We start from the raw sequence: 14,244 nt of genomic DNA, 5'->3' as shown, positions 1-14,244 counted from the left end.
GGGAATATCGGGAGAAGCGACTTTGGGTATCTTCGCCCAGTACTATGCCGACCCTTCTCTCGAGGGGGAGCGCTTCACCAACACGGTCGGCTGGATCGTGTGGCTTTCGGACTGAGCGAGGCGGCTTCAGCGATCTAGGCCGTTGCCGCCCTGCGTGCAGCGGCCTAGCCTGCTGTGGGGAGGTTCCGCTCGAGGTTAGCCGAAGGAAGCGATCCCCATGGGACACAGCACGAGGCTCGGTGCAGCCTCGGTTCACACCACCTTGCCCGCCCAGGATCTCGACCGAGCCCGGGCCTTCTACTGCGACAAACTCGGACTCGAACCGATCGAAGAAACGAACGGCGGTCTCCTGTACGAGATGGCCGGTGGAAGCCAATTCTTCGTGTTCGAGACCGCAGGCAAACCGACCGGAGAATTCACGCAGATCGGGTTCCGCATCGAAGACCTCGACGCCACCGCGGCCGAGCTGCGGGCGCGGGGAGTGGAATTCGAGGAATACGACATTCCCGGGCTGAAGTCCGTGGGCGGCATCGTGGACCTCCCCGGTCGACGAGCCGCGTGGCTGAAAGACAGCGAGGGCAACCTGCTGGGCCTCGTCCAGTTCACCTAGGTGGTTCACGTCTCGCACCCAAGTTCACGTGCCGTGAACTTCCCTGCGATAGGCGAACTGCATCCCGGAAAGAAGGGTACTTCTCGGCGACAGGTGAACTCATCCGCGAAGGCTGACGCCTGCGCGATCTGAGAAAGGCCAGAGAAAAACAGAACGCCCCCGGTCCGAAGACTGGGGGCGTTCACGCCGCGGAGACGGGGGGATTTGAACCCCCGGTCCAAGTTTCCCCGGACCCTTCATTAGCAGTGAAGTCCATTCGGCCGCTCTGGCACGTCTCCTTGCTATCGCTAGCTCCCCAAGCGTACCTAGAACGACCGGACGGACGCAAAGCGGGCCGAACACCCTGCGGACGTGACGGCGCAACGGTGGGGGGCGCAACCGTGGGGCGCGCTAGCCGGCTTGCCCCAGCGCCAGGGGCAGCACCGGCCCGGAGCCCGCGAGACGCAGGAGTCTCCCGGCCACGGTCAGCGACCATCGGCTGTCGACGAGGTCGTCCACGAGGAGCACGGGCGCCCCATCGAGCGGGGCGAGGGCCGCCCGCAGCTCCGGGCCGACGTCGAACGCGGACCACACTGACGCGAGCCGGAAGGCTGAGTTGCCGCCCGCCTGACCGGCGCGCGCGGCCGGAGTCCGCGAGAGCGCGCCAAGATACGGGAGCCGCCCGACCTCGGCGATCCCGCGCGCCAGCGAATCCACGAGCCGCGGCCGCGTGGCCGAGGGCATCGCGACAACGCCGGCTGGCCTCCCTACGCCGCTCCAGGCACCGGCCGCAGCATCCCCGCGAGCCCACCCCGCGAGCAGATCGACGACGGCGGGCCGCAACCCAGCGGGCACCTCACCATCGGAGGCGGCCGGGGCGAACAGCTCGCGAAGCGCGCCCCCGTACCCGAGATCCGTCAGACGAGCCAGGGCGCGCCCCTCCGAAAGCTGCTCGCCGGCCGGGATCCGCCCCTTGGCGGGAACCCCGAGCTTGTCCATACCGCTTGGCCACTGCGCGCGTGGCTCGATCGGAACGCCCGCGTGCTGGAGCTGCTCGCCGGCGCGCTCGAGCAGCGCAGGGTCGACGGCGGCGGGGAACCATCGCCCGGCGCAGTTGTCGCACCGGCCGCAGGGAGCCGCCGTCGGATCGTCCAGCTGTGCCGTGACGAATTCCATTCGGCAACCCGACGTCTCCTCGTACGCGACCATCGCGCGCTGCTCCGCGTCGCGGGCCGTGGCAATGCGGCGGTACCGCTCGTCGTCGTATTTCCAGGGTGCGCCCGTCGGACGCCAGCCGCCGCCCACTCGCTCGACCGCACCGTCGACGGCGAGCACCTTGAGCAGCAGGTCCAGCTGCGTGCGTCGGAGCTCGACTTGCGCCTCGAGGGCAACGGTGGAGAGTGGTCCGCCAGCAGCGGCGAGGGCGTCGAGGACGGCGTGGGCCTTGCCACGGTCGGGCATCGACGCGGTCGCGAAGTACCGCCAGATCTCGCGGTCCTCGGCGCCGGGAAGAAGCAGGACGTCGGCATGGGCTGCCCCGCGGCCTGCGCGCCCGACCTGCTGGTAGTACGCCACCGGCGACGACGGCGCCCCCAGATGCACCACGAAGCCGAGGTCCGGCTTGTCGAACCCCATCCCCAGCGCCGAGGTGGCCACGAGAGCCTTGACCTCGTTGTCCTTCAGGAGGCGCTCGGCCTCCTCCCGCTCGCCCGTGTCGGTCTTTCCGGTATAGGCGAGAACGCGGTACCCCGCCTCGGACAGCAGCCGCGCTGTGTCCTCCGCCGCGGAAACCGTGAGGGTGTAGATGATGCCGCTCCCCGGCAGGTCGCCCAGATGCTCGAGGAGCCAGGCGAGGCGGGAGCGCGAGTCGGGCAACTGCAGCACGCCCAAGCGGAGGGAGTCCCGGCCGAGGGGCCCGCGCAGGGTGAGCACGTCCGTCCCGAGCTGCTCCTCGACGTCGGCGACGACGCGCGCGTTGGCCGTCGCCGTCGTCGCCAGCACCGGGACGGTCGGCGGCAGCTCGTCGATGAGGGCGGCGATGCGGCGGTAGTCAGGACGGAAGTCGTGGCCCCAGTCGGAGATGCAGTGCGCCTCGTCGATCACGAGCAGGCCCGTCCGCGCCAGCAGCTCGGGCAGATGCTCCTCGCGGAACCCGGGGTTGGTGAGGCGTTCGGGCGAGATGAGGACGACGTCGGCCGCATCCGCCGCGAGCGCGGCGTGGACCTCGTCCCATTCGAGCCGGTTGGCGGAGTTGATGGCGACGGCGCGAACCCCGGCGCGCGCTGCTGCCTCAACCTGGTCCCGCATGAGGGCGAGCAGCGGCGAGACGATGAGCGTGGGACCGGCCCCCCGTGCCCTCAGGAGGAGCGACGCGACGAAGTACACCGCGGATTTCCCCCACCCCGTGCGCTGCACGACGAGCGTACGACGGCGGTGCTCCACGAGCGCTTCGATCGCCTCGAACTGCCCGGCATGGAAGTCGGCGTCGGCGCGGCCGACAAGACGGCGCAGGACCTCGAGGGCTGCTCCGCGGAGATCTCGCTCATCATCGCGACCATACTGAGCGACGTCAGAATTTGTCACAGAGTCCAGCTCGGGGCTGCTCAATCTGGGGTTCCGGACCATGCCTCCCAGTATCCCCGTGACGTCCGACACTTATCTCTGCCGCTTGGCCTCTGGGGCCGATACCGTAAAACCACACCTGCCAAAATCCTCAGTGCCAACAGAAGGAATCTCCATGACGGCAACGGCGCCGCCCCTGTCCGAATCAAGCCCTTCCGAATCGAACCTGCCCCAGTCCACGAGTCCGGCCGCCGCCCGCAAGTCGGCCGGGCATGTGATCGTGGATTCGCTCGTGGCCCACGGCGTAACGCGCTCATACGTGGTGCCGGGCGAGTCGTTCCTGGATGTGCTGGACGGGCTGCACGATTCGCCGATCGAGACCATCGTGTGCCGGCACGAGGGCGGCGCAGCGTACATGGCCGAGGCCGACGGGAAGATGAACCAGCTCCCCGGCATCGCAATGGTCACCCGCGGCCCCGGCGCCGCCAACGCCCACGTCGGCTTGCACACGGCGTGGCAGGACTCCACGCCGATGGTCTTGTTCGTGGGCCTGATCCCCTTCGCCCACCGCGACCGCGAGGCGTTCCAGGAGTTCGACATCAAGTCCTGGTTCGACACCGGCGCCAAGCGCGTGATGGTCCTGGACCACGCCGAGCGGGCCTCCGAGATCGTCGCCGAGGCGATGTTCGCCGCCATGAACGGCCGGCCCGGGCCCGTGGTCGTCGGGCTCCCGGAGGACGTCATCCAGCAGGAGATCGACGCCACGATCCACCCGAAGATCCCCGTCGCGACCGGCGGGATGACCGTCACCGACTGGAAGGCCCTCAAGTCCGCGCTGCTGGCCGCGGAGAAGCCGCTCTTCGTCGTCGGCGGCAACGACTGGACCCAGGAGGGCGCGACCGCGCTGACCAACTGGCTCGAGGAGCACAACATCCCCGCCGCCGCCGAATGGCGCTGCGAGGGCACCATCCCCTTCGACTCCCCCTCCTACGTGGGCCCCATCGGCTACGGCCGCCCCAAGCCCACCTACAACCTGCTCGAGGAGACGGACCTGCTGATCTTCGTCGGCACCGTCCCCGGGGACGTGATCACCGACGGCTTCCTCGTCCGCCAGGACTGGGCGAAGAAGAACTTCCTGGTCACCATCGACCCGTCCCTGCGCGGGCGCTCCGGCCCGGTCTCCTATCAGATCGTGGCCAAGCCTGACGTGTTCGTCCGCGACCTGGTCATGATCAACATGCCCGTCCGGCCCGAATGGACCGCCTGGACGGAGCGGATGCGCGAGCAGCAGGAGAAGTTCGCCGAGCTGCCTCCGGCCACTCCCACCGACGGGCCGGCCCGGATGGACACCCTCATGGCCAACCTCGTCCCGACCCTGCCCGAGGACGCCATGGTCACCCTCGGCGCCGGCGAGCACACCAACTGGGCCCACCGCTACTTCCCTACCCAGCGCTACGCCTCAATGATCAGCGCCCGCAACGGCTCCATGGGCTACTCCGTGCCGTCGGCGATCGCGGCCTCCCTCGCCAACCCCGGCCGCCGCGTCGTCACCATCGCCGGCGACGGCGAGTTCCTCATGAACGGCCAGGAGCTCGCCACCGCCGCCCAGTACGGGGCGACCCCGCTCGTGATCGTCATGGACAACCAGGAGTACGGCACCATCCGCTCCCATCAGGAGCGCCAGTACCCCCACCGCATCTCCGGCACCCAGCTGAAGAACCCGGACTTCGCGCTCATGGCCCAGGCCTTCGGCGGCTTTGGGGTCCGCGTCGAACGGGACGCCGACGTTCCCGCCGCCCTTGAGGCAGCCCTGCGCGCCATCGACGAGGACGGGACTTTCGCCCTCATCCACCTCATCGTCGAACAGCGGGTCAAAGCCTACTGACCCGCACGACGACGGACGACGGCGGGTCTCCCACCCAGGGGCCCGCCGTCGTCGTCCTTGAAGCTCGGCGAGCTACGCGCCGAAGCGGCCCCGATGCTCGACAGGGATGAGCGGCTTCTGGGCCCGGGCCTTGATCTGTTGGACGGCCCACGTATTGCCGTCCGGATCGGCGAAGCCGAAGAACGTGCCGCCGTCATCGGGCGAAAAGACCATCAGCTCCGAGCACTCGACGCTGCGCCCCACGAGCTCGGCGCGAGCGGCCTCGGCATCCGCCACGACGAGCTGGAGGCCCTTCATCGACCCCGGCTCCATCTCGCGCTGCGGCGGGAGGTCGCCGAACACGATCGAACAACCCGACCCCTCCGGGGTGAACTGGACGACGTGCATGTGCTCGTTCTGGGTGTTGTGGTCGAGGTGGAATCCGACCTTGTCCCGATAGAACTCGATGGAACGGTCGATGTCGGAGACGGGCAGGATGACAACTTCGAGAGTCCAGTCCATGCCCGTAAAGCTACGGGCACGGCGCGGGTTGCGGAACCCCGAGCCAACCGTGTCGGTCGCCTTCAGTAGAATCGTCGGGTGACGAGCAACGTGAGCAGTCCTGCAGGCCAGGCTCCCCAGATCGACCTCTCCGCAGCGTTCAAGGCGTACGACGTGCGCGGCATCGTGGGTGAGTCGATCGACGCCCGGATCGTCGAGGCCGTGGGGGCAGCCTTCGTCGACGTCCTCGGTCTGGCCGGGAAGACCGTGCTCGTGGGCGGCGACATGCGCCCGTCCTCCCCCGAGTTCATCGACGCCTTCAGCCGCGGCGCTGCGGCCCGCGGGGGCAATGTCGAGAAGATCGGGCTCATCTCCACGGACGAGCTCTACTACGCGTGCGGCGCCTTCCACGCAGCGGGCGCCACGTTCACCGCGAGCCACAACCCGGCGCAGTACAACGGCATCAAGCTCGCGAAGCCCGGCGCCCAGCCGGTCTCCTCGGAGTCCGGGCTCAAGGAGGTCCAGGCTGCGGCCGAGGCGTACCTTGCGGCTGGGGAGATCGCGCCCGTCGCTGAGACGGGCACCGTCACGGAGCGCGATGTCCTCGCCGATTACGCCGCACACCTCCGCAAGCTCGTGGACCTCTCAGGCATCCGGCGCCTCAAGGTCGTGGTGGACGCGGGCAACGGCATGGCCGGACTGACCACGCCGGCGGTCCTCGGGAACACGCTGCTGCCCGGGCTCCCCCTCGAAATCGTCCCGCTGTACTTCGAACTCGACGGCACCTTCCCGAACCACCCGGCCAACCCGCTCGAGCCCGAGAACCTCCGCGACCTGCAGAAGGCCGTCGTCGAGCACGGCGCGGACATCGGCCTGGCATTCGACGGCGACGCCGACCGCTGCTTCGTGATCGACGAGAACGGCGATCCCGTCTCTCCCTCGGCAATCACCGGGCTCGTGGCCCGCCGCGAGATTGCGCGGGCCAAGGCCGCCGGAGAGCCGCATCCGATCATCATCCACAACCTCATCACCTCGCGTGCGGTCCCTGAGCTCGTGGAGCACGACGGCGGCCGCCCCGTCCGCACGCGCGTGGGCCACTCGTTCATCAAGGCCGTGATGGCCGAGCAGGGCGCGGTGTTCGGCGGCGAGCACTCCGCCCACTACTACTTCCGCGACTTCTGGAACGCCGACACGGGCATGCTCGCGGCGATGCACGTCCTCGCGGCGCTCGGCGAGCAGGACCGTCCGCTGTCCGAGCTCGGGGCCGAGTATGAGCCCTACGTCTCCTCGGGCGAAATCAACTCGGAGATCGAGGACAAGGCTGCGGCCGTCGCTCGGGTGCGGGAGGCGTACGAGGGCCCGGACGTGGCGATCGACGAGCTCGACGGCACCACCTTCTCCGCAGCCGACGGCTCTTGGTGGTTCAACCTTCGCCCCTCGAACACCGAGCCATACCTCCGCTTCAACGGCGAGGCCAAGGACCGGGAGACCCTCGAGTCGGTCCGGGACAGCGTCCTCGAGATCGTGCGCGCGTGAGCGGCGAGTCTCCCGCCGCAGACAGCGTCCTGCGCGAGCTGCACGACGTCCTCGGCACCGCACTCGGCATGGCCCAGGAGCATCTTGAGCAGAACGGCGGCTTCCTCCCGTTCGGCGTCACGCTTGCGGACGACGGCGAGCTGCGGCTCGTGCTCGTCACCCCGCCGGAGCCGGCAGCCGGCGCCGGCGAGGGCGACGAGTTCGACGGCGACGGGCTCGACGGCGATTACGACGCCGAAGCGATGCTCGACGACCTCGTTGAACTGCTGCGGCAGGGGCGCGAGGACATCCGCGCTCTAGCGATCGCGAGCGATGTGACCCTTCCCGAGCACGGTTCCGACGGCATCCACGCGGCCGCCGAGCACCGGACCGGAGGCCTCATGGCGGCCATCCTCCCCTACGAGATGACCGCCACGGGGTACGTCTACGGAGACGTCGAGGCCGACGGGCATGAGGCGCTCGTCTTCATCGACTGACCTGTGCTGCCGTCGGCCGAGGAGCGTCGTCGTGACTCCGGCGAGCAGCAGCGCGCCGCCAGCGATTTCGAGCGGCTGCGGCACTTCCCCGAACGCGATCCACGCGGCGAGCATCCCCACGGGCGGCACGAGGAGCGTGTAGGGCACGACGGCGGCGGCGGGGTAACGCCCGAGCAGCGAGTTCCAGACGGAGTAGCCCACGAGCGAGGCGAGCACGACCGTGAAGAGGGTGCTCAGCCAAGCGGGCAGAGTGAGGTGCGCGAGCGAACCGACGACGGCGGCTGGACCTTCCACGAGGGCCGCCAGAGCGAGCATCGGCACCGGTACCACCGCGGCGGACCACACGACGATGCCGAGACCGGACGCGCCCTTCGCGGCCCGCGAGATCGTGTTGCCGATCCCCCACGAGAGGCCTGCAAGCACCACGAGCAGCAGCGGGCCGAGGGGCGCGACGGCCCCGCGGCCCAGCGCGACCAGCACGAGGCCCACCCCTCCCGCACCGACTCCGGCGAGCTGCGCCGTCGTCGGCCGCTCCCTCAGCACGGCGGCGGCGAGGAGGATCGTGAAGAACATCTGGCTCTGCAGCACGAGTGGCGCCAGGCCCGCGGGCATCCCCCAGTGCATTGCAAGGTAGACGAGGCCGAACTGGCCGGCGCTCATGAAGATGCCGATGCCTGCGAGCACGCGCCACGGGACGGCGGGCTTGGGGACGAAGAACATGGCCGGCACGGCCACGAGTGCGAACCGCATTGCGACGAACACGAGCGGCGGGACCTCGCGCAGGCCGAGCTCGATGGCCACGAAGTTGGCGCCCCAGATGACGGCGACGAGGACGGCGAGAGCGCTGTGCTGCGGTTTCACGCCTCCCATCCTCCCCTGCGCGTATCGTGAAGCACCAGCGTTGATTTCTGCGGCTGACCATCTACGATTTCTTCATGATCGATCTTCAGGCCCTCCGCTCCCTCGCGGCGGTCGAGCGTCATGGGTCCGTCGTGGCGGCGGCCGAGGTGCTCGGATTCAGCCCGTCGGCGGTGTCCCAGCAGATCAAGAAGCTCGAGCGCCAGTCACGGAGTGCCCTCTTGGAACGGCAAGGGAGGGGCGTCCTCCTGACCGAGCGCGGACGGGCGCTCGTGGAGCATGGCGTGCGACTCCTCGCAGACATCGAACGCGTTGAGTCGATGCTCTCGGCCGACGACACGCCTCAGGGGACGTTCACGGTCGCCTCGTTCTCGACCGCGACCCGAGCACTGTTCGGGCACGTCGCCGGCGCCTTGGCGAAGGAGGCGCCGGAGCTGCGCCTCGAAGTCTCGAGCGTCGATCCCGTCGAGGCAGTGGCCCTCGTGGCGCACGGAGACGCCGAGCTCGCGGTCGTGCACAACTGGAATTCCGTGCCGCTCGAGGTGCCCGGCCACGTCGTCCGCGAGCCCCTATGCGAGGATGTCGCCGACGTCATCCTGCCGCGGGAGCACCCGCTCGCCGCACGCGCCCAGCTCGAGCGCCGCGATCTCCTCGACGAGGTCTGGTGCGCGACGCCCAAGGGCGCCATCTGCCACGAGGCCCTCATGCGCCTCTTCTCCGCGGAGGGGACCGTGCCGCGGATTGCCTTCACGGACCCGGATTTCGCGACCCATGTCGCCTTGGCGGACGACGGCGCCGCGCTCGCCCTCGTGCCCAGGCTCGGCAGACCTCCGCTCCCGGAAGGGGTGGTCGCGCGGCCGCTCGCGGGTGAGGTTCCCACGCGCCTCGTGTCCGCAGCGTACCGCCGCACGATGGCAGCGAGTCCGGGCATTCGGCTCGTGGTACGGCTCCTTCACGATGCCGCAAATTCTCTGCACGGATGTTTGGGTTTGTCAGCGTAGAATGCTCGGCATGCGCATGACCGCCTTCGAGGACGTCAGCCTGCGAGCACTCATGCTCCTCAGCGCCGTGGACGGCTCCGAGCCGCTCGCCACGCGTGCCATCGCCGAGGGAGTGGGCACGCCGTACAACCACGTGAGCAAGGCGGTCCTCAAGCTGCGCGAGCTCGGCCTCGTGGAGTCGACCCGAGGGCGGGCCGGAGGCGTCCAGCTCAGCGCCGCAGGGCGGCGCGCGACGGTTGGCGGAGTGCTGAGGGCTCTCGACACGCGGAACGACCTTCCAGACTGCGAGTCGCCCAACGGCGACTGCCCCCTCAACCACGACTGCGGCCTCCGCGGAGCCCTGCGCCGAGCGCGCGAGGCCTTCTACCGCGAGCTCGACACGGTCAGGGTGAGCTCGCTCCCCCACGCCCGCCAGATGGAGCCGGTCCTGGTCCAGATCGGGCTGCGGCCGGGATTCGGAAGCGAAGGCGAAACGGCAAATACGGCCTCTGGCGAAAGCAGCGAGGGAAGCGCATTCTTCGAGGCCGCCGCGGCCCTCCTTCGCGAGCCCGACGCCGTGTAGCGAACGCCACACACCAAACGGGCCGACCCAACTTGTGGATTTCTACGAGGCGTAGAAAAGTTGGGGTTAATTCAGTACGGATGATGCTGAATTACCTTCCACGTCAGGAGTCCCCATGCTCTCGGAAAGCGCCCGCCCCGTCATCGAAGCCACCCTTCCCCTGGTCGGGAGCCGCATCGGCGAGATCACGCCGCTCTTCTACCAGAAGATGTTCGCAGCCCACCCGGAGCTGCTGAACGGCGTCTTCAGCCGCGCCAATCAGGCGAACGGCGAGCAGCGCAAGGCGCTCGCGGGCGCGATCGCGGCCTTCGCGACGCACCTCGTCCAGAATCCCGGGACGCTCCCCGAGGCCGTCCTGAGCCGGATCGCCCACAAGCACGCCTCGCTCGGCATCTCCGAGGACCAGTACCAGATCGTCTACAAGTACCTCTTCGAGGCCATCGCGGAGGACCTCGGCGAAGCAGTCACCGCCGAGGTGGCCGCCGCGTGGACCGAGGTGTACTGGCTCATGGCGGACGCGCTCATCAAGATCGAGAAGGGGCTCTACGGGAGGCAGGCCAACAACGTGATGTGGGCCCCGTGGCGGGTTGTCGAGAAGAAGGGCGCGAGCGCGAGCACTGTCACGTTCGTCCTCGAGCCCGCCGACGAAACGCCCGTGACCCCCGGACGGCCCGGGCAGTTCGTGAGCGTTCGGATCCCGGTCGAGGACGGCCTCCTCCAAGCCCGTCAGTACTCGCTGTCTGCGGACGCCGAATCCACGGAACGGCGCGTCTTCACCGCAAAGTACAACGACGGCGGCGAAGTCTCGCCCATGCTGCACGAAAAGGTCCAGGCGGGTGACGTCGTCGAACTCTCCAACCCGTACGGCGACGTGACGCTCGACGACGGCGACGGCCCCCTTGTCCTCGCGTCGGCCGGCATCGGCTGCACCCCGAGCGCATCGATCCTGCGGTCGCTCGCGGACGCAGGGTCCGACCGCGAGGTCCTCGTGCTCCACGCCGAGCGCAGTCTCGAGGCGTGGGCGCTGAGCGGCCAGATGCTGGACGACGTCGAGCGGATCGACGATGCCGCACTGCATCTCTGGCTTCAAACCCCGGCCGCCGAGCCGGTGGAGCGGGCCACAGAAGCCCGCGAGGGCTACATGAGCCTCTCCGACGTCGACCTGCCGCGGGACGCGAACCTCTACCTCTGTGGCCCGCTGCCGTTCATGCAGAAGATCCGCTCCGAGGCGATCGCCCTCGGCATCCCGGCCCAGAAGATCCATTACGAGGTTTTCGGCCCGGACCTCTGGCTCGCGTCCGCCAACTGATCGATTTCGCCAACTGGCCCGAAAAGTCGCAGCCTTTCCCATCCCGAAGGGGGTAACGTGCCGTCATCCGGCAGTTGCCCCCCTCGGGGATGGGCGCTAGTTGGCGGCTGAGAAGATCTTCCCTTGGAACTGCGGCTTCTCGAGCTCGTCGATCGCGGCGACGGCGTAGTCCTGGGCTGAGATGAAGTCACCGGCCGGGACGCCGACGGCGGTCGTGTACTTGCCCGTGCGCTCTCCCGGCTGGATCACGGCGGCCGGGGCGTGCGCGGTCACGTCGAGGCTGGCGTCGGAATCACGGAGGGCCTCGTAGGCGGCAAGCACAACGTCCGATTCGGCCTTGTACTCGGCCGGGAAATCGGGGAGGTCCTTGATGCGCGTCCCATCCGGGCCCTGCAGGTTCCCGAAGCCGGCCACGAGGTAGAGGCGCGCCTCAGTGGGGACCTCGGCGATCGCACGATGGGCTTCGAGGTAGGGCTCCCGGGAGCCGCCCGTGCGGTCGGGCGACGTGGCGAGCACGACGGCGTCATTCGCCTCGGCAACGGAACGATACGTCTTGAGGTCGGCCAGGTCAGCCGCGCGGACGACGGCGGCTCCCTCCACGGCACTTCCCTTTCGGCTCAGGGCAGTCACCTCGTGACCACGGCGGGCAGCCTCTGCGACGATCTGGCTTCCCACCATGCCGGTGGCTCCATAGACGGCGATCTTCATGCCTACTCCTTGTTCGATCCTGTTCGGGGCAACAGCACCGAGAGTATCCAATAGATACTAAGTACTTCAAAGTGCTATGGTTACTCGGTGGAAAGCATCCCCTTCGACGTCATGGACCCCGACTGCCCCTCGCGCGTGGTGCTCCAGCGGATCGGGGACAAGTGGACGCCCCTCATCGTCCACGCCCTCAAGGACGGCACCCTCCGGTTCAGCGAACTGCGCGTCGCCGTCGGCGGCATCACGCCGAAGGTGCTGACCCAGACGCTGCGCACCCTCGAGCGCGACGGGCTCGTCGAGAGAACCGTGTTCGCCGAGGTCCCCGTCCGCGTCGAGTACCGCCTCACCGCTCTCGGCGAGAGCCTCCTCGGCCCGCTCGACGCCGTTCGCGCCTGGGCCGAGAGCCACGCAGGGAACATCCTCCAGGCCCGGGACGCCTTCGACGCGACCGTCTAACCTTGCGCCGTCGAACCCGGCAAGCGGAACCCGGGCAGGAAGACCCGGCTAGAACACCCGCCGCCAGTTGGTCTTCGCGAGGTCGAGCACCTCGTCCCCGCGACCCGACAGCACGGTCCGGAGCGCGTAGAGCGTGAAGCCCCCGGCCTGCTGGGCCGTGATCGTCGGCGGCATCGCAAGCTCCTGCCGGATGGTGGCTACGTCGACGAGGGCGGGCCCGTCGTGCGCGAGCGCCTCCTTGAGGCCCTGCTCGAGCTCGGATGACTCGTTGACGCGCACGCCCTTGATGCCGAGCGCCTCGGCCACAGCGGCGAAGTTCGGGTTGTCGAGCCCGGTGCCGTAGTTCACGAACCCAGCGGACTTCATCTCGAGCTCAATGAAGTTCAGGGACGCGTTGTTGAAGACCACGAGCTTGACGGGCAGCTGGTTCTGCACGATCGTGAGCAGCTCGCCCATGAGCATGGCAAGGCCGCCGTCGCCCGCCAGCGCGACAACCTGCCGCCCCGGGAAGGCAGCTTGTGCCCCGATCGCATGAGGCAGGGCGTTCGCCATGGAGCCGTGGGTGAACGAGCCGACCAACCGCCGTCGTCCGTTCATGGTGAGATAGCGCGCGGCCCAGATGACGGGGGTGCCGACGTCGGCGGTGAAGACGACGTCGTCGTCGGCGAGCTGGTCCAAGACCCGGGTGATGTACTGCGGGTGGAGCGCCTGGCCCTTCTTGGTGGGGGTGGCAAGGTCGTCGAGCTTGGTGCGTGTTTTGGCGTAGTGCTTGAGCGAGGATTCGAGATGCGTGCGGCGCCGTTTCCGGACAATGAGCGGCAGGAGCGCGGTCGCGGTGTCCTTGACGTCGCCGACGAGCCCGAGGTCCAGCTTCACACGCCGTCCCAGCTGTTCGCCGCGAATGTCCACCTGAATGATCTTTGCGTGGTCGGGATAGAACTGCTGATAGGGGAAGTCGGTGCCGAGCATGAGGAGCGCGTCGCAGTCCTCCATGGCCCGGTAGCCCGAGGCGAATCCGAGGAGGCCGGTCATGCCGACGTCGAAGGGGTTGTCGTACTCGATGAATTCCTTGCCCCGGAACGCATGGACGATCGGCGCCCCGAGCGCATCCGCGAGCGCGATGACCTCGTCGTGCGCGCCCTCCACCCCGGCGCCGGCGAGGATCGTGACCTTGTCCGCGCCATTGAGGATCCCCGCCGCCTCTAGGAGCTCGGCCTCACTCGGGACGACATGCGGCTCCGTGCGGCGCACAAGCGCGATCCGCTCAGACTCCACGGAGGACAGCGCGACGTCGCCCGAGAGGACGACGACGGCGACCCCCCGCTTCTCGATCGCCGTCCGCAGCGCGATCTCGATGATGCGCGGCATCTGGGCGGCATCCGTGACCTGCTCCGCGTAGACGCTGCACTCGCGGAAGACCTCCTGCGGATGTGTCTCCTGGAAATAATTCGACCCGATCTCGCCGCTGGGAATGTGGGCGGCGATCGCGAGAACTGGGACGCGGGACCGGTTCGCGTCGTAGAGGCCGTTGATGAGGTGCAGGTTTCCGGGGCCGGCGGAGCCTGCGCAGACGGCGACCTCCCCGGTGAGCGCTGCCTCGGCGGCTGCAGCAAAGGCACCCGCTTCCTCATGGCGGACATGGACCCATTCGATGCTGGGGGTCTCCCGGAGGGCATCGGTGAAGCCGTTGAGGGAGTCTCCTGGGACTCCATAGACGCGGCGGATTCCGTTGGCGGCGAGGGTGTCGACGATGTTCTTCGCGATGGTCGTCATTCCGCCACGCTAGCCCGGGTGAGTGTAAGGCCGGAACCCTTCGGGAATATCT

The 14,244-nt window shown here is 68.6% G+C and carries 12 protein-coding genes and 1 tRNA gene; 7 read left to right on the top strand and 6 right to left on the bottom strand.

All coding sequences use genetic code 11. The annotated features are described in order from the left end of the window. The first annotated feature begins 217 nt into the window (after nucleotides 1–217). Nucleotides 218–610 (top strand): VOC family protein, encoded by a 393-nt coding sequence (locus E5679_RS10185; RefSeq protein ID WP_138415407.1) that lies wholly within the window; start codon nucleotides 218–220, stop codon nucleotides 608–610. Nucleotides 611–799: 189 nt separating this feature from the next. Here E5679_RS10185 and E5679_RS10180 read toward each other — a convergent pair. Then, nucleotides 800–888, bottom strand: a tRNA-Ser gene (locus E5679_RS10180). 112 nt (nucleotides 889–1,000) lie between these two features. Then, a complete protein-coding gene (locus tag E5679_RS10175) occupies nucleotides 1,001–3,172 on the bottom strand; it encodes a RecQ family ATP-dependent DNA helicase (protein WP_249336060.1) in 2,172 nt (723 codons plus the stop codon). A 154-nt stretch (nucleotides 3,173–3,326) separates the two neighbouring features. On the opposite strand from E5679_RS10175, the gene E5679_RS10170 reads away from it, so the two are divergent. Next, nucleotides 3,327–5,036 (top strand): thiamine pyrophosphate-dependent enzyme, encoded by a 1,710-nt coding sequence (locus E5679_RS10170; RefSeq protein WP_138415403.1) that lies wholly within the window; start codon nucleotides 3,327–3,329, stop codon nucleotides 5,034–5,036. Nucleotides 5,037–5,108: 72 nt separating this feature from the next. Here E5679_RS10170 and E5679_RS10165 read toward each other — a convergent pair whose 3' ends face one another. Further along, entirely contained in the window at nucleotides 5,109–5,537 is a 429-nt protein-coding gene (locus E5679_RS10165; RefSeq protein ID WP_138415401.1) for a VOC family protein, read from the bottom strand. 78 nt (nucleotides 5,538–5,615) lie between these two features. Between E5679_RS10165 and E5679_RS10160 the strand changes: the two genes are divergently transcribed. Then, complete coding sequence (locus E5679_RS10160) at nucleotides 5,616–7,052, top strand: phosphomannomutase/phosphoglucomutase (RefSeq protein WP_249336059.1); 1,437 nt, start codon at nucleotides 5,616–5,618, stop codon at nucleotides 7,050–7,052. A 296-nt stretch (nucleotides 7,053–7,348) separates the two neighbouring features. Here the strand turns inward: E5679_RS10160 and E5679_RS10150 are convergent, their stop codons facing one another. Beyond that, nucleotides 7,349–8,389, bottom strand: a complete 1,041-nt coding sequence (locus E5679_RS10150; protein WP_249336058.1) for an EamA family transporter — start codon at nucleotides 8,387–8,389, stop codon at nucleotides 7,349–7,351. A 74-nt stretch (nucleotides 8,390–8,463) separates the two neighbouring features. Here E5679_RS10150 and E5679_RS10145 point away from each other — a divergent pair, with 74 nt between their 5' ends. The 3 genes from E5679_RS10145 (at nucleotide 8,464) to E5679_RS10135 (ending at nucleotide 11,258) form a co-directional block, all read left to right on the top strand. Then, the gene (locus tag E5679_RS10145) at nucleotides 8,464–9,387 is read left to right on the top strand and encodes a LysR family transcriptional regulator (RefSeq protein ID WP_138415397.1); all 924 of its coding nucleotides are present in this window, start codon (nucleotides 8,464–8,466) and stop codon (nucleotides 9,385–9,387) included. Nucleotides 9,388–9,397: 10 nt separating this feature from the next. Beyond that, on the top strand, nucleotides 9,398–9,949 hold the full coding sequence (locus E5679_RS10140; protein ID WP_138415395.1) for an RrF2 family transcriptional regulator: 552 nt from the start codon (nucleotides 9,398–9,400) through the stop codon (nucleotides 9,947–9,949). A gap of 115 nt (nucleotides 9,950–10,064) precedes the next feature. After that, nucleotides 10,065–11,258 carry a globin domain-containing protein gene (locus tag E5679_RS10135; protein ID WP_138415393.1) on the top strand — a complete coding sequence of 398 codons (1,194 nt, stop codon included), beginning with the start codon at nucleotides 10,065–10,067 and terminating at the stop codon, nucleotides 11,256–11,258. 96 nt (nucleotides 11,259–11,354) lie between these two features. Here the strand turns inward: E5679_RS10135 and E5679_RS10130 are convergent, their stop codons facing one another. After that, nucleotides 11,355–11,966 carry an NAD(P)-dependent oxidoreductase gene (locus tag E5679_RS10130; RefSeq protein WP_138415392.1) on the bottom strand — a complete coding sequence of 204 codons (612 nt, stop codon included), beginning with the start codon at nucleotides 11,964–11,966 and terminating at the stop codon, nucleotides 11,355–11,357. 111 nt (nucleotides 11,967–12,077) lie between these two features. Between E5679_RS10130 and E5679_RS10125 the strand changes: the two genes are divergently transcribed. After that, the gene (locus E5679_RS10125; RefSeq protein ID WP_138415628.1) at nucleotides 12,078–12,419 is read left to right on the top strand and encodes a winged helix-turn-helix transcriptional regulator; all 342 of its coding nucleotides are present in this window, start codon (nucleotides 12,078–12,080) and stop codon (nucleotides 12,417–12,419) included. 48 nt (nucleotides 12,420–12,467) lie between these two features. On the opposite strand, the gene poxB is transcribed toward E5679_RS10125, so the two are convergent. Beyond that, a complete protein-coding gene (gene poxB, locus E5679_RS10120) occupies nucleotides 12,468–14,192 on the bottom strand; it encodes a ubiquinone-dependent pyruvate dehydrogenase (protein WP_138415389.1) in 1,725 nt (574 codons plus the stop codon). Nucleotides 14,193–14,244: the final 52 nt, after the last annotated feature.

The sequence above is a fragment of the Sinomonas gamaensis genome (genome assembly GCF_005876955.1).
GTDB lineage: Bacteria > Actinomycetota > Actinomycetes > Actinomycetales > Micrococcaceae > Sinomonas > Sinomonas gamaensis.
Note: the sequence above shows the minus strand (reverse complement) of the source record. Positions and strands in the feature narration are given on the sequence as shown.